Here is a 15,702-nt window from a genome sequence, read left to right as displayed (position 1 = left end):
GGCAAGTTTGCCTGGCGCTCGAAGCAATATCCGACAAGCGGTCCGCCCGATTCCCACAGGGCGCCGCTTGCCGCTACAATAGCGGGCATTATCTTTTCACTCATTCCGGCGTCGACGCCTTGCCGTCACAGGCTGCAGTCTTGATTGCTGCCGAGCCCACGCGCCTCTTATCCCAGGACATCATGGTTGCTCTCTCCAAAACAATCTTCAAGGCCTATGACATTCGCGGCGTCATCGACAAGACCCTCGACGACGGCATTGCACGCCATATCGGGCGGGCATTCGGCGCCGCCGCCCTGGCCAAGGGAGAACGCACGGTCGTGATCGGCCGCGACGGCCGCCTGTCGGGCCCGGGCCTGACGGCTGCCCTGAGCGAAGGCTTGCGCGATGCCGGTGCGGACGTGATCGACCTCGGCATGGTTGCCACGCCGATGGTTTACTTCGGCACCAATGTGCTCGATACCCGCTCGGGCATCATGGTCACCGGCAGCCACAATCCGCCGGACTACAACGGCTTCAAGATGGTGCTGGCCGGCGAAGCGATCCATGGCGACGCCATCCTGGCCCTGCACGACAGCATCGCGGCCCATGACGGCAGCGTCGCAGCGCAGCGCGGCGGCTACCGCACCCACGACATCCGCGCCGCCTACCTCGAGCGCATCATTGGCGACGTCAAGCTGGCGCGCCCGATCAAGATCGCGGTCGATTGCGGCAACGGCGTGGCCGGTGCTTTCGCCGCCGATTTGTACCGCGGCATGGGCTGCGAGGTCGTCGAGCTGTTCTGCGAGGTCGACGGCACCTTCCCGAACCACCATCCCGACCCGGCGCATCCGGAAAACCTGCAAGACCTGATCCGCGCCCTGCAAGAGACCGACGCCGAGATCGGCCTGGCCTTCGACGGCGATGGCGACCGCCTCGGCATCGTCACCAAAGATGGCCAGATCATCTTCCCGGACCGCCAGATGATGCTGTTCGCGGCCGACGTCCTGTCGCGCAACCCGGGCGGCGAGATCCTGTACGACGTCAAGTGCACGCGCCACCTCGGCCCCTGGATCGAACAGCACGGCGGCAAGGCCCTGATGTGGAAGACCGGCCACTCGCTGGTCAAGGCCAAGCTCAAGGAAACCGGCGCCCCGCTCGGCGGCGAAATGAGTGGCCACATCTTCTTCAAGGAGCGCTGGTACGGCTTCGACGACGGCCTGTATGCCGGCGCCCGCATGCTCGAGATCCTGACCCGCGTGCAGGATCCATCGGCGCTGCTCAACGGCCTGCCCAAAGCCAGCAGCACCCCGGAACTGCACCTGCACCTGAACGAAGGCGAGAACTTCACGCTGATCGACAGCCTGCGCGCCAACGCCAGCTTCCCGGGGTCCGACCGCATCGTCGACATCGACGGCCTGCGCGTGGAATACCCGGACGGCTTCGGGCTGGCCCGGTCGTCCAACACCACCCCGGTCGTGGTGTTGCGCTTCGAGGGCGAGACGCCGGAAGCCTTGGCGCGTATCCAGGCCGAGTTCCGCCGCGTGATCCTGGCCGCCAAGCCGGACGCCGACCTGCCTTTCTAAGCGGATGGGCAAGGAACAACGTGTGAAGATCCTGCTGGTGCGCGTATCGTCGCTGGGCGACGTGCTGCACAACCTGCCGATGGTGGCCGATATCCTGCGCCGCCATCCGGGCGCGACGATCGACTGGGTAGTCGAAGAAGGCTATCAGAGCCTGGTGCGCCTGCACCCGCAGGTGCGCAGAATCATTCCCTGGGCGCTGCGGCGCTGGCGCAAGAGCCTGGGCAAGCGCGAAACCCGCGCCGAGATCAAGGCTTTCTTTGCTGCCTTGCGCGAAGAAGAATACGACTATGTCTTCGACACCCAGGGTTTGCTCAAGACCGGCATCATCATGGGCGCCGCGCGGGTGCGCCGCGGCGGCAAGAAGGTCGGCCTGGCCAACGGCAGCGAAGGCTCGGGCTACGAGGGCATCTCCCGCATTTTTCATACCGACAGCATCGCGCTCGACCCGCGCACCCATGCGGTCGCGCGCGGCCGCATGGTCGCCGGCGCCGCGCTGGGCTACCCGGTCGACACGCCGCCCGACTTCGGGCTGCCGGCGCCGCAACAGGCGCTGCGCCCGGCTTTCCTGCCGCCTGACGATTACGCAGTGTTCTTCCACGGCACCGCGCGCGAAGCCAAGAAGTGGCCGCGCGACCACTGGATCGCGCTGGGAAGCGCGCTGGCGCCGATGCCGGTGCTGCTGCCCTGGGGCTCGCAGTCTGAGCTTGAAGATGCCGAGTTGCTTGCCGCGGCGCTGCCCAACGCGCGGGTGCTGCCCAAGCTGTCGATGATGGACGCGGTCGGCGTGGCGCAGCATGCGCGGCTGGCCATCGGCGTCGATACCGGCCTGACCCATATCGCCGCGGCTTTCCTGCGCCCGACCGTGGAAATCTACTGCGACTCGCCGAAGTGGAAGACCGAGGGCAACTGGTCCGGGCGCATCGTCAACCTGGGCGACCTGGGCGCGCCGCCTTCGGTGCCGGAAGTGATCGACGCCGCGCGCCGCTTGCTGGCGGCGCCGTGATGGACCGCGTGTGATCCGGCGCCTGTATTCGCTGGCATGGTGGCTGGGGCTGCCGCTGGTGCTGGGGCGGCTGTGGTGGCGCGGGCGCAAGGAGCCGGGCTACCGCGCGCACTGGCTGGAACGCCTCGGCTTTCCCGGCGCCGGGCAGTCTGGCCGTCCGACGCTGTGGGTGCATGCGGTATCGGTGGGCGAGACCCGCGCCGCCGAACCGCTGGTCGATGCGCTGCTCGCGGCCTACCCTGATGCCCGCATCCTGCTCACCCACATGACGCCAACCGGGCGCGCCACCGGGCGCGCGCTGTTCGGACACCATGGCGAGCGGATCGTGCAATCCTACCTTCCCTACGATACCGGTTTCATGGTGGCGCGCTTCTTGCGCCACTTTGCCCCGCGCGTGTGCATCTTGATGGAAACCGAAGTGTGGCCGAACCTGGTCGCCGGCTGCGCCGCAGCAGGCGTGCCGGTGGCGCTGGTGAACGCGCGCCTGTCCGAACGCTCGCTGCGCAGCGGGCGCAAGATGGGCCGCCTGATGACGGATGCGGCAAGCGCGATCTCGCTGGTGGCGGCGCAGACCGAAGCCGACGCCAAGCGGATCGGCTCGCTCGGCGCGCCAGTCGTCACGGTCACCGGCAGCATCAAGTTCGACGTGGTGCCGCCGCAGAGCGCGCTGCAGACCGGCGCCTGGCTGCGCGACCAGATCAAGAAGCGCCCGGTATTGCTGTGCGCCAGCACGCGCGAGGGCGAAGAAGCGCTGGTGCTCGAGGCCTGGCAGCGCGTAGCGGGCAAGCCTGCCGATGCGCTGCTGGCGATCGTGCCGCGCCATCCGCAGCGCTTCGACGAAGTGGAAAAAATGGTCGCGGCGCGCGGCCTGACGGTGGTGCGGCGCTCGCAGCTCGGCCAAGCAGTAGCCGATGGTGTCCAGGCCGACGTGTTGCTGGGCGATTCGATGGGCGAGATGTTCGCCTATTTCGCCGCCTGCGACTGCGCCTTCATCGGCGGCAGCCTGATGCCGCTGGGCGGCCAGAACCTGATCGAAGCCTGCGCCCTCGGCAAACCGGTACTGGTCGGTCTCCATACCTTTAATTTTGCCCAGGCAACCGACGAAGCCGTGCGCGAGGGCGCCGCCTTGCGGGTGCCGGATGCCGATGCCTTGATGGCGGCGGCGGTGCGCCTGCTCGACGACGAGGTGGCGCGCGCCGCCATGGGAGCGCATGCCCTGGCGTTTGCGGGCCGCCACCGCGGCGCTACCCTGCGCACCGTTGAACGCTTGCGAGCACTGATTGGCTAGCTTTTGCTACCATTCCGGTTTGAGCCCGGACCAATACCAAGGGACACGCAATGCGCTCGTTTAATCGTCCGAGACCCGTCAGCAGCAACAAGCCTGTCGCCATGCTGGTACAGCAAGCAGACGACAAGCTGCTGCATGTGCCGCCAGCCTCGGCTTCGGGCGAGCTTTCAGGTGAGACTCCGGCCGTGCTGTCCGCAGGCGCGCCGGTTCCGCAATCGGCGCTGCATTTCTTTGTCCGTTACTCGCTGGGTGAATACCTCAGATTCATGTGGCAGCACGGCGGCTTTTTGATCCGCCGCCGCCGCATCCGCTGGCCTGCCAGCCTCTATCTGCGCCTCAAGAGCACTGCCAGCGCGGCGCTGCATTTCATCCTGCTCGGTCGCGGACGCCGTATCTACGAATTCACCATCGACCAGCATGGGATCGTGCGCACCAGCGGCGGCGTGACCCTGATTGGCTGGGAAGACGTCCTGGCAGTGCGCACCTATTCGTGCGGCTTCATGCTGGTGCTCAAGCACGGCACCCTGCCGATCCCGTATCGCTGCCTGTCCGATTTGCAGCTCGAGGCGATGAAGGAATTGGCAAACGCCAGGCGCGACGCGCTGTTGTAGCGCGGGCGGCATGCCTTGCCTTGGCCGCCCTGCAGGGCACGCCACGCATTTTCACTTATCCGTGAATAACACCGGCATTTCTTGCGAGCGCTTGCGCAGCGCCAGCCGCGCGCCGTCGTAATCCGGATACACCTCGGCCACGGTGGCCCAGAACGCCGGGCTGTGGTTCATCTCGCGCAGGTGCGCCAGTTCGTGCGCCACCACGTAGTCGATCAGCGCCAGCGGGTAATGCACCAGCCGCCAGTTCAGACGGATATTTCCTTCGATGGTACACGAGCCCCAACGCGTGCCGGCCGAGGACAGCGCGAGCGCGCGGTAGCGCACGCCCAGGCGCGGCGCGAAGTGGTCGAGCCGTTCGGTGAACAGCCGCTTGGCCTCGGCCTGGAACCAGAGCTTGACGCGTTCCTTGAGCTGCCATTCGGACAGCCCCGGCACCACGCCGATCCACAACTGACTGGTTTCCGGGTCGAACCGGCAGTGGCTGCGCGCGGCTTGCTCGAGGCGCAGCACGATCTGGCCGCCCAGGTGGGGCAGGCAGGCGCCGTCTTTCCATTCGATCGGCGCGCGTTCTTTCTGCTGCGCGCGGCGCTCGCCGCGTTCGAGCAGCTTGGTGATGATCCAGCGGCCCTTGGCGCGGATCGCGTTGTCGATATCGAGCTGGGAGCAGCGGCGCGGCGCGGTCACCCGCAGGCCGTCGTCGTCGATCATGAAGCCGATCGAGCGGCGTGTGGAACGGCGCAGCGCGTAGTCGATGGTGTACGCGCCCAAAAAGATGCGCTTGAGCGGTGGCGCTCCAGGCGCGACCGGCGGTGACGGAAGCAGATGGCGCGGCGCCGGCGGCGGCGCCTTGAACAGCGGTTGCGCCGGCGTCGCGGGTTTATCCGCCGGCTTGAGCGCGGCGAAGAATTCTTGTGCGAACAGCTCCAGCTGGTTGCCGTCGATCCGGGGAGAGGCCGTGGCTTGCTGCGGTCGCGAATCCCTGATCTGGGCGCTGACGTCGCTCAGCCACCTCTGTAGACGTGGGGCGAAATGACGCGCATTTCCGATTCTATCCAATTTTCGACCTCTTGCATCATGCTTTCGGGTGTGTGATTTTCTGGCGAAATCGGTTTGCCGATCGAGACGGTGATTAGTCCGGGGCGCTTGATGAACGAATTTTTCGGCCAGCACTCACCTGAATTATGCGCGATCGGCACCACAACCGTTTGGGTTTCGACAGCAAGCCGGGTACCGCCGCTTTTGTACTTGCCTTTCTGGCCGACCGGGATGCGTGTCCCTTCAGGGAACATGATGATCCACTGGCCGTCGGCAAGCCGCCGCTTGCCATGCCGGACCACGTGCGCGAAGGCGTTCTTGCCCTGCTTGCGGTCGATCGGGATCATGCGCAGCAAGGCCATGGCCCAGCCGAAGAAGGGGATATACAGGATCTCTTTCTTGAACACGAAAACGAGCGGGCGCGTGAGATTGGGCAGCAGGAAAATGGTCTCCCATGCCGACTGGTGTTTCGACAGCACGATCGCCGGGCTGTTCGGCAAGTTGTCATAGCCCTTGAACTCGTACCGGATCCCGCAGATCACGCGGGCGCACCAGATCATGAAGACGTTCCAGCGCGAGGTCACCCAGAAGCGCTTGTTGTATGGCAGCGGCGCTGCCAGGAAGCATACACAGGCCCAGACGACGGTGGCCACGATCATGACCAGCTTGAACAGCAGGGAACGCAGGAACAGGGTAAAGTTTTGCAAAAGAGCTCCGGACAATCGTCGTATTCTGGTTAGGGTCTGATCGGTGTTACTCGGGCCGCTGCTGCGCAGTTTTCAGAAAAGCGGTCACCATCGTTGCCAGGTCGGGGAAGACCTGGGTGCCTGGCGGCAGGCCGCCGGTGGCATGGGTTTTTTCGCCCTTGCCGGTCAAAACCAGATAGGGCAGGCAGCCCATCTTGAAACCGGCCTGCAGGTCGCGCAGCGAATCGCCCACCGTTGGCACGCCCTTCAGGTTGACCTTGAAGCGCTTGCTGATTTCTTCGAACATGCCGGCCTTGGGCTTGCGGCAGTCGCAGTTGTCGATCGCCGCGTGCGGGCAGAAGAAGATGGCGTCGATATCGGCACCCACCAGCTGGGCGCTGGCGTGCAGCTTCTGGTGGATCGCGTTCAGGGTCGGCATGTCGAACAGTTCGCGCGCGATGCCCGACTGGTTCGACGCCACCACCACCCGGTAGCCTGCCTGGTTCAGACGGGCGATCGCTTCGAGCGAGCCGGGAATCGGGACCCACTCCGCCGGCGACTTGATGAAGTCGGGCGAGTCGAAGTTGATAACCCCGTCCCGGTCGAGGATGATGAGCTTCATGCGCTGACCCTGTTCCACTGGCGGCCCCGCCTTATGCCGCGAGCTTCGAGATGTCGGCCACGCCGTTCATCATGCCATGCAGTTGCGACAACAGCGCCAGGCGGTTGTTGCGCAGCGCGAGATCGTCGGCCATTACCATCACGTCATTGAAGAAGGCATCCACGTCGTCGCGCAATTGGGCCAGCGTCTTGAGGGTGCCAGTGAAGTCGCCGCGCGCGAAAGCGGCATCGACCTCGGGGCGCACGCGTGCGATCGCGGCGGCCAGGCTTTTCTCGGAAGGCTCCACCAGCAGCTCTTGCTTGACTTCCCCGATGGCGGCGTCGGTCTTTTTCAGGATATTGGTGATGCGCTTGTTGGCCGCGGCCAGCGATGCCGACTGCGGCAGCGCGGCAAAGGCCTGTACCGCTTCCAGGCGCTGGACCACGTCGTCGACGCGGTCCGGGTTCTGGGCCAGCACGGCTTCGACTTCGTTCGGAGTGAAGCCGCGCTCGCGCAACATGCCGCGCAGGCGCTCGAGCATGAAGACAGCCACCTCGGCGCGCGGGTCCTTGAAGGCGGCCTGGCCCTCGAACACTGCCACGGCATCGGCCAGCAGCGCCGAGATCGACAGCGGCAGGCGCTTTTCGACCAGCATGCGCATCACGCCCAGCGCGTGGCGGCGCAACGCGAACGGGTCCTTTTCGCCGGTCGGCTGCAGGCCGATGGCCCAGATGCCGACCAGGGTTTCGAGCTTGTCGGCCAGCGCGGCGACCAGGCCGGTATTGGTCGAGGGCAGCAGGTCGCCGGCGAAACGTGGCTGGTAATGCTCGGACGCGGCCAGGGCGACTTCTTCGTGCTCGCCATCATGGCGCGCGTAATACGTGCCCATGATGCCTTGCAGTTCGGGGAACTCACCCACCATGTCGGTCAAGAGGTCGGCCTTGGCCAGGCGTGCACCGCGTTCGGCCAGCGGCACATCCATGCCCAGGCGGCGCGCGATGCTGCTGGCCAGGACGGTAACGCGCTCGGTGCGCTCGAGCTGCGTGCCCAACTTGTTATGGTAGACCACGCTGGCCAGCAGCGGCAGGCGCGATTCCAGGGTCTTCTTCTTGTCCTGCTCGAAGAAGAACTTGGCGTCCGACAGGCGCGGGCGCACCACGCGCTCGTTGCCGCCGACGATCGCGCTCGGATCATCGGTGGCGATGTTCGACACGATCAGGAAGCGCGAACGCAGCTTGCCCGCGCTATCGGTCAGCGCGAAGTATTTCTGGTTTGTCTGCATCGTCAGGATCAGGCATTCCTGCGGCACGGCCAGGAACTCTTCTTCGAAGCGGCATTCGTAGACCACCGGCCATTCGACCAGCGCGGCGACTTCGTCGAGCAGCGACTCGGGCATCAATACCTGGTCGTCACCGGCCTTGGCGAGCAGTTGCTGGCGGATGCTCTGCTTGCGCCCTTCTGCGCTGGAGATCACCTTGCCTTCGCTTTCCAGCACGGCGCTGTAGTTGTCCGCGTGCGCGATGACAATCGGCTGGCCGTGCGACAGGAAGCGGTGGCCCATGGTCTGGCGGCCGGCCTCGAGGCCCAGCAGTGTCAGGGGCAGTACCTGCTCGCCGTGCAGGGCAAGCAGCAGGTGCACCGGGCGCACGAACTGCACGGTGGCGCCGCTTGGCCTCTGGTAGCTCATGAGCTTGGGGATCGGCAGCTTGGCCACCGCATCGAGCAGCACGTCCTGCAAGCTGGCAGCCAGCGCGCTGCCGGCAGCGGTATAGGTCAGGAAGAAGGATTCGGCCTTGCCGTCCTGGGCGCGCTCGAGGTCGGCCAGCGTCAGGTCTGGAAAGCCCAGCGCGGCCAGCTTCTTGGCGAGCGGCGCGCTCGGATTGCCGTCCTTGTCCAGCGCGACGGAGACCGGCAGCACCTTTTCGCGCATGGTCTTGTCGGGCGACATGGCTGCTACCTGCGTGATCGTGACCGCCAGGCGGCGCGGAGTAGCGTGCGGCGTCACCACGCTGTCAGGGTCAAGGAAGCCGCGCGCCTTCAGGCCGTTGGCAATGCCGTTGGCAAACGCGGCGCCGAGCTTGACGAGCGCCTTCGGCGGCAGTTCTTCGGTCTGGATTTCGACGAGGAGAGTCTGGTTCATGGTGTGTTCTGTTGTGGTCCGGTCGACTTAAGCGGCAGCCTGGTCGGCGCTGTCCTGGGCGGTCCCGAGCATCGGGAAGCCAAGCTTCTCGCGCGAGTCGTAGTAAGCCTGCGCCACCAGGCGCGAGAGCGTGCGCACGCGGCCGATGTAGGCGGCGCGTTCGGTGACGGAAATGGCGCCGCGGGCGTCGAGCATGTTGAAGCTGTGCGAGGCCTTCATGATCTGTTCGTAGGCCGGCAGGGTCAGCGCCAGCTCGACCAGGCGCTTGGCCTCAAGCTCGTGGTTGGCGAAGGCCTGGAACAGCAGCTCGGTGTTGGCGTGCTCGAAGTTATAGGTCGACTGCTCGACTTCGTTCTGGTGGAAGACGTCGCCGTATTTCAGGGTTTTGGTGATGCCGTTTTCTTCCCACGTGGTCCAGACCAGGTCGTAGACGTTCTCGACACCCTGCAAATACATCGCCAGGCGCTCGACGCCATAGGTGATTTCGCCCAGCACCGGCTTGCAATCGAGGCCGCCGACTTGCTGGAAATAGGTGAATTGCGTCACTTCCATTCCGTTGAGCCAGACTTCCCAGCCCAGGCCCCAGGCGCCCAGGGTCGGACTTTCCCAGTCGTCCTCGACGAAGCGCACGTCGTTCTTCTTCAGGTCCAGGCCCAGCGCCTCGAGCGAACCGAGGTAGAGTTCGAGAATGTTTTCCGGCGCCGGCTTGAGCACCACCTGGAATTGGTAATAGTGTTGCAGGCGGTTCGGGTTCTCGCCGTAGCGCCCGTCCTTCGGGCGGCGCGACGGCTGCACATAGGCGGCGCGCCATGGCTCGGGGCCGATCGCGCGCAGGAAGGTACCGGTGTGGAAGGTGCCGGCGCCGACTTCCATGTCGTAGGGCTGCAGCAGCGCGCAGCCCTGCTTGTCCCAGTAGGATTGCAGGGTCAGAATGATTTGTTGGAATGTGAGCATCGGAATAGTAGCGACAGGAAAGGCGGCGCGGCGATGAGGCCGCAGACACGGTTAATTTGCCAAATGGCTAATTCTACTGAATTTAGGCGGTACTCTGGGGCAGGATTGCGCTCAGCCGTTCGAATTCGCCATGCTCGAGGTACGCGCCCTGCGGCGCCCGGCGAACCAGGCGCCGGCCAGCATGGCGCCGCCCAGCAGCAAAAAGGCCAGATTGCCGAACCGGATATAGGGCGTCAAGCCTTCGGTGCCGCGCACGGTAGCCGACAGCACGCCGCGGCCATAGAAGGGCAGCTGCTGCACGATCTGGCCGCGCCCGTCGATAATGGCGGTGGCGCCGTTGTTGGTCGAGCGCAGCATCGGGCGGCCGGTTTCGATCGAACGCATTTGCGAAATCTGCAGGTGTTGCGGGATCGCCACCGACTCGCCATACCAGGCCAGGTTCGATACGTTCAGCAGCAGCGTGGCCGGCTTGGGCGCATTGCGCAGCTGGGCGGCGATTTCTTCGCCAAAAGCGTCTTCGTAGCAGATATTCGGCAGCACCAGCTGGTCTTTTACCGGGAACGGCGCCTGCAGCGATTTGCCGCGGGTCAGGTCGCCCAGCGGGATGTTCATCAAATCGGTAAACCAGCGCATGCCCGGCGGGATGAATTCGCCAAACGGCACCAGGTGGGCTTTGTCGTAGCGGTAGGGCGGGGCGCCAGCGACGCTGTCGGGGCCGAGGGCAATCACGCTGTTCGAATACCGGGTCGCGCCGTCTGCGGTCGGGATGCCGAGCAGCAGCTTGCTGCCGGTCTGCTTCACGAACGCGTCGAGTGCAGCGAGATAACTGTCCGGCAGCTGCTGCGGCGTGACCGGGATCGCCGTTTCGGGCGTGGCGATCAGGTCGGCCGGAGCAGCCGTGATCAATGCCTGGTAGCGCTCGACGATCTCGATCAGGTAGGCGGTGTCGAATTTCTGGTCTTGCCGGACATCGCCCTGCAGCAGGCGCAGCGTGATCGGCTGGCCTGTTTCATGGGTCCAGGCGACCTGTTTCAGGCCGAAGCCGGCCGCCATCACGGCGCCAAGCAGGCCTAATACGCGCCAGCGCCTGCGCTGGGTCAGCATCGCCAGGCAGCCGGCGCACAGCGCGGCAAGCAAGCCAACGCCGTACACGCCGACGATCGGCGCATACCCTGCCAGCGGAGAGACGTTGTGGGCGTAGCCGGAAGCAGCCCATGGAAAACCGGTAAACACCCAGCCGCGCAGCCATTCCGACACGCCCCAGGTCACTGGCAGCACCAGCAGCACAAAGGCGCTCACCGAGAGCGACCACTTGCGGCGCAGCCAGCTGGCGACGCCGCCGGCAAAGGCGCCGAACAAGCCCATGTACAGTCCGAGCAGGGCAATGGCAATGGCGCCGAGGATGGCGGGCAGGCCGCCAAAGCGGGTAATGGCAATGTACAGCCAGTGCATGCCGGCCACCGACCAGCCAAAGCCGAACGCCCAGCCAAGCAGCAGGCCGTGGCGCGGCGTGTTCTCGACGCCGACCCGGTAAAAGAAGTAGGCCAGCGCCAGCAACTGCAGCGGCCACCAGCCGAAGGGTGCGAACGAGAGCAGCGACAGCGCGCCGGCCAGCGCCATCAGCACCAGCGCCTTCGGGGAAGGGCGGGCGGCGCGGCGAAGCGGGTCAGGCGCTGCGGCAGGCTTGCTACGGCGCAGCAGCATCAGGCGCGGGTGGCGTCGAGCGGCGGCAGCTTCTCGACCAGCAGCACGTGGATCTGGCGCGCGTCGGCGCGCAGCACTTCGAAGCGCAGGCGTTCCAGGTCGAACACTTCGCCCTTGTGCGGCATGCGGCCAAGGTGGCTGGCCACCAGGCCACCAATGGTGTCGGCGTCGTCCTGCGCCAGGTTGGCGCCGATTTCGTCGTTGAACTGCTCGATCTCGGTCAGCGCCTTGACGCGCCAGCGCGGGCCAAGCTGGCCTTCCTTGATCGACAGGACGTTGTCTTCTTCTTCATCGAAATCGTATTCGTCTTCGATGTCGCCGACGATCTGCTCGAGCACATCTTCGATCGTGATCAGGCCGGCCACGCCGCTGTATTCGTCGACCACGATGGCCATGTGGTTGTGGTTGGCGCGAAAATCGCGCAGCAGCACGTTCAGGCGCTTGGACTCGGGAATGAAGATGGCGGGGCGCAGCATGGCGCGCACGTCGAAGGCGTCTTCGGCGTAGTAGCGCAGCAGGTCCTTGGCCAGCAGGATGCCGACAACCTTGTCGCGCTCGCCTTCGATGGCGGGGAAGCGCGAGTGTTGCGTTTCCATCACGACCGGCAGCCATTCCTCGATCGGCTTGGTAATGTCGACCACGTCCATCTGCGAGCGCGGCACCATGATGTCGCGCACGGACAAATCGGAGACCTGGAACACGCCCTCGATCATCGAGAGTGCATCGGCATCGATCAGGTTGCGCTCGTGGGCTTCGTGCAGCACCTCGAGGAGTTCTGCGCGATTTTCAGGTTCGGGGGAAATCAGGGCGGTCAGCCGTTCAAGCAGCGACCTGTGGGGTTTGGCGTCCGATCGGACGTCAGCGGGATACTCGGGCATAGTTGGCGTGAAGCCGTTGTTGCGATGGGTATAGGATACACGAAAAGGGCAGATGACCCAATTTCGGGCGGCGCACGCGGCCGATGGTACCGGCCGCGCAGCCTGCCAGCTGCCTCAGTCGGCGTAGGGGTCGGGATAGCCCAGCACTTCCAGGATATCGCGCTCGAACTGCTCCATTTCGTCGGCTTCCTCGTCGTGCTCATGGTCGTAGCCCTGGGCGTGCAGCACGCCATGCACGACCAGGTGCGCCGCGTGCTCCTCGACCGTCTTGTTCTGCTCTTGCGCTTCGCGCAGCAACACGTCGGTGCACAGGATGATGTCGGCCTGGGTGGCATCGTCCTCGCCCAGTTCTTCGCCTTCGTTGTAGGCGAAGGTGAGCACGTTGGTCGCGTAATCCTTGCCGCGGTAGGTGCGGTTGAGCGTCTGGCCTTCTTCGGCGTCGACCAGGCGGATGGTCAGTTCGGCGGGGCCGAGCAGGGCTACCTCGACCCAGCGCTGCAGCATCGCCTCGGTCAGTTCCTTCTCGAGGCGGGTGTCGGCGTACTGGACTTCGAGGTCGAGTTTATATTTTTTTTCTTGCATTTTTCACCTGAGTCGGTTTGGGGAGGGCGGCCAGTTCCTCGATCGAGGCATTGCTTTCGTAGGCGTCGATGATGCGCCCCACCAGGGGGTGGCGCACCACGTCGACGCTGGCGAACTGGGTGAATTTGATGCCGCGCACGTTTTTCAGCACATGCATGGCGTCGACCAGGCCCGAGCGCTGCGTCTTGTGCAGGTCGACCTGGGTCACATCGCCGGTGATCACGGCCTTGCTGCCAAAGCCGATCCGGGTCAGGAACATCTTCATCTGCTCGACCGTCGTGTTCTGGGCCTCGTCCAGGATCACGAAAGCGTGATTAAGCGTACGGCCACGCATGTACGCCAGCGGGGCGATCTCGATAACTTGCTTTTCGAACATCTTCTGCGTGCGGTCGAAGCCGAGCAAATCGTACAGTGCGTCGTACAGGGGGCGCAGGTAGGGGTCGACTTTCTGGCTCAGGTCGCCCGGCAGGAAGCCGAGCCGTTCGCCGGCTTCCACCGCCGGACGGGTCAGGATGATGCGCTTGACCGCGTCGCGCTCGAGGGCGTCCACCGCGCAGGCCACCGCCAGATAGGTCTTGCCAGTGCCGGCCGGGCCGACACCGAAACTGATGTCGTGCTCGAGCACGGCATTAAGGTATTCGATCTGGTGCGGCGTGCGGCCGCGCAGATCGCTGCGGCGGGTCTTGAGCGTCGGGCTGACCAGGTCGGACGTGGTGCCGTCGTGGGCCTGGTGCTCGGCGGCCGCCGCAGCGTCCGGCTCAGCGGCCGCACCGCTGTGCGGAATCAGGCCGACGCGCTGTTCGACCAGGGCCAGCTGCACTTCTTCAATCGGCACCACCTTGTTGGCGACTGCATAGAAGCGTTCCAGCAACTCGACCGCGCGCTCGGCATTGGCGCCGCTGACGATGAATTTCTCGCCGCGCCGGAAGATCGTGACGTCAAGTGCGGCCGAAATCTGGCGCAGGTTCTCGTCGAGCGGTCCGCACAAGTGGGCAAGCCGGGTATTGTCGAGCGGCTCGGGGATGAAATACGAAGGCTGGGAAGGTGTATTTTTCAACTGGCTTTGGCTATCGAATGTGAGTGAGCGACGAGTTCGCCGCGCAGGAAATAATCATGGCTTGCGACGATCCGCAGGTCGACCAGCTGGCCGACCAGGGATGGAGCGGATGCCTCTGGCAAAAAGTGGACCACACGGTTGTTTTCGCACCGCCCCTGCAACTGCCCCGGGTCTTTCTTCGACGGGCCCTCGACCAGCACGCGCTGGACGGTGCCGACCATGGCCGCGCTGTAGGCGCGGGTGTTGGCGTCGATCAGGGCCTGCAGGCGCTGCAGGCGGGCGAGCTTGACCTCGTGCGGCGTATCGTCGTCGAGATTGGCGGCCGGCGTGCCGGGACGCTTGCTGAAGATAAAGCTGAAACTGTTGTCGAAGCCGACATCTGCCACGAGTTTCATCATGGCGTCGAAATCGGCCTCGGTTTCGCCCGGGAAGCCGACGATGAAATCGGACGAAAAGGTCATGTTCGGGCGTACCGCCCGGATGCGCCGGATGATCGACTTGTATTCAAGGCCGGTATAGCCGCGCTTCATGGCGCCCAGGATGCGGTCCGAGCCATGCTGCACTGGCAGGTAGATGTGGTCTACCAGTTGCGGGATCTTCGCATAGGCGTCGATCAGGCGCTGGGTAAATTCTTTCGGGTGACTGGTCACGTAGCGCAGGCGCTCCACGCCGGGAATATCGGCAATATATTCGAGCAGCAGCGCAAAGTCGGCCACGTCGGTGGCGGCGTCGCCGCCGGCCATGATCCCGCGGTAGGCGTTGACGTTCTGCCCCAGCAGCATGATCTCCTTGACTCCCTGCGCGGCCAGGCCGGCGCATTCGGTCAGTACGTCGTCGAAGGGGCGCGACACTTCTTCGCCGCGGGTATAGGGCACCACGCAATAGCTGCAGTATTTGCTGCAACCTTCCATGATCGACACATAGGCAAGCGCACCTTCCACCTTGGCTGGCGGCAGGTGATCGAACTTTTCAATTTCAGGAAAGCTGATGTCGACCTGCGCCGCGCCGCTGCTGCGCCGCTCGCTGATCAGTTGCGGCAGGCGGTGCAGGGTCTGCGGACCGAACACCACGTCGACATGCGGCGCGCGCCGGATGATCGCCTGGCCTTCTTGAGAGGCTACGCAGCCGCCCACCCCAATGACCAGGTCGGGCTTGGCACGCTTGAGGGCCTTGAACCGGCCCAGGTCGGAAAACACTTTTTCTTGCGCTTTTTCGCGGACAGAGCAGGTGTTAAGCAGGATGACGTCGGCGTCTTCGGGCGTGTCGGTACGAACCAGCCCATCCGAGGCGCCGAGGACATCGGCCATCTTGTCCGAGTCGTACTCGTTCATCTGGCAGCCGAAGGTTTTGATGAATACTTTTTTCTGCATGGAGTGCTGTGTGAAGAGGGGCGCTGGGGCCGGGGCAAGACAAGGTGTCCAGTTTAACGTAAATCTGCCGCTGCCCACGAAACAGGCATGTGCGCTGTCACCGATTATGCCATCGAGAACAACTAGTTACTTAACTCCAAGTAATTGCATATTTAATCAGATTGTTAAATGTGCGATGATGCAGGAAGTCGCGCCAGGGCGTAAATGAATCTATACGGATCGAACTAT

Annotated in this window: 14 protein-coding genes; 4 read left to right on the top strand and 10 right to left on the bottom strand. The window is 64.5% G+C overall.

Annotated features, from left to right (window positions below):
* Window positions 1-182 precede the first annotated feature (182 nt).
* From NRS07_RS17030 to NRS07_RS17015, 4 genes are all read left to right on the top strand, one after another.
* Complete coding sequence (locus NRS07_RS17030; RefSeq protein WP_259209081.1) at window positions 183-1,565, top strand: phosphomannomutase/phosphoglucomutase; 1,383 nt, start codon at window positions 183-185, stop codon at window positions 1,563-1,565.
* Window positions 1,566-1,587: 22 nt separating this feature from the next.
* Window positions 1,588-2,568 carry a lipopolysaccharide heptosyltransferase I gene (waaC, locus tag NRS07_RS17025; protein ID WP_259209078.1) on the top strand — a complete coding sequence of 327 codons (981 nt, stop codon included), beginning with the start codon at window positions 1,588-1,590 and terminating at the stop codon, window positions 2,566-2,568.
* 13 nt (window positions 2,569-2,581) lie between these two features.
* Entirely contained in the window at window positions 2,582-3,856 is a 1,275-nt protein-coding gene (waaA, locus tag NRS07_RS17020; protein WP_259213341.1) for a lipid IV(A) 3-deoxy-D-manno-octulosonic acid transferase, read from the top strand.
* 101 nt (window positions 3,857-3,957) lie between these two features.
* A complete protein-coding gene (locus tag NRS07_RS17015) occupies window positions 3,958-4,467 on the top strand; it encodes a YcxB family protein (RefSeq protein ID WP_259209075.1) in 510 nt (169 codons plus the stop codon).
* 51 nt (window positions 4,468-4,518) lie between these two features.
* On the opposite strand, the gene NRS07_RS17010 is transcribed toward NRS07_RS17015, so the two are convergent.
* The 10 genes from NRS07_RS17010 to miaB all read right to left on the bottom strand — a co-directional run bounded on the left by NRS07_RS17010 (window position 4,519) and on the right by miaB (window position 15,474).
* The gene (locus NRS07_RS17010; RefSeq protein WP_259213338.1) at window positions 4,519-5,451 is read right to left on the bottom strand and encodes a M48 family metallopeptidase; all 933 of its coding nucleotides are present in this window, start codon (window positions 5,449-5,451) and stop codon (window positions 4,519-4,521) included.
* A gap of 17 nt (window positions 5,452-5,468) precedes the next feature.
* Window positions 5,469-6,209: a 1-acyl-sn-glycerol-3-phosphate acyltransferase gene (locus NRS07_RS17005; RefSeq protein ID WP_259209073.1), complete on the bottom strand. Its 741-nt coding sequence runs from the start codon at window positions 6,207-6,209 to the stop codon at window positions 5,469-5,471.
* 46 nt (window positions 6,210-6,255) lie between these two features.
* The gene (gene gmhB, locus NRS07_RS17000; RefSeq protein ID WP_259209072.1) at window positions 6,256-6,810 is read right to left on the bottom strand and encodes a D-glycero-beta-D-manno-heptose 1,7-bisphosphate 7-phosphatase; all 555 of its coding nucleotides are present in this window, start codon (window positions 6,808-6,810) and stop codon (window positions 6,256-6,258) included.
* Window positions 6,811-6,841: 31 nt separating this feature from the next.
* Window positions 6,842-8,929 (bottom strand): glycine--tRNA ligase subunit beta, encoded by a 2,088-nt coding sequence (gene glyS / locus NRS07_RS16995; RefSeq protein WP_259209070.1) that lies wholly within the window; start codon window positions 8,927-8,929, stop codon window positions 6,842-6,844.
* A gap of 27 nt (window positions 8,930-8,956) precedes the next feature.
* Window positions 8,957-9,883: a glycine--tRNA ligase subunit alpha gene (gene glyQ / locus NRS07_RS16990; protein WP_259209068.1), complete on the bottom strand. Its 927-nt coding sequence runs from the start codon at window positions 9,881-9,883 to the stop codon at window positions 8,957-8,959.
* Between the two features lie 111 nt (window positions 9,884-9,994).
* Complete coding sequence (gene lnt, locus NRS07_RS16985; protein ID WP_259209066.1) at window positions 9,995-11,587, bottom strand: apolipoprotein N-acyltransferase; 1,593 nt, start codon at window positions 11,585-11,587, stop codon at window positions 9,995-9,997.
* Entirely contained in the window at window positions 11,587-12,465 is an 879-nt protein-coding gene (locus NRS07_RS16980; protein WP_259209063.1) for an HlyC/CorC family transporter, read from the bottom strand. The genes lnt and NRS07_RS16980 overlap by 1 nt, the downstream gene beginning before the upstream one ends.
* 114 nt (window positions 12,466-12,579) lie before the next feature.
* A complete protein-coding gene (gene ybeY, locus NRS07_RS16975; protein ID WP_259209061.1) occupies window positions 12,580-13,047 on the bottom strand; it encodes an rRNA maturation RNase YbeY in 468 nt (155 codons plus the stop codon).
* Entirely contained in the window at window positions 13,028-14,104 is a 1,077-nt protein-coding gene (locus tag NRS07_RS16970) for a PhoH family protein (RefSeq protein ID WP_259209060.1), read from the bottom strand. The genes ybeY and NRS07_RS16970 overlap by 20 nt, the downstream gene beginning before the upstream one ends.
* Window positions 14,101-15,474, bottom strand: coding sequence for a tRNA (N6-isopentenyl adenosine(37)-C2)-methylthiotransferase MiaB (miaB, locus tag NRS07_RS16965; RefSeq protein WP_259209058.1), 1,374 nt, complete (start codon window positions 15,472-15,474; stop codon window positions 14,101-14,103). The genes NRS07_RS16970 and miaB overlap by 4 nt, the downstream gene beginning before the upstream one ends.
* Window positions 15,475-15,702 lie beyond the last annotated feature (228 nt).

The organism is Massilia sp. H6 (genome assembly GCF_024802625.1).
Taxonomy (GTDB): domain Bacteria; phylum Pseudomonadota; class Gammaproteobacteria; order Burkholderiales; family Burkholderiaceae_D; genus Telluria.
This window is presented reverse-complemented; position numbering and strand designations above follow the sequence as displayed.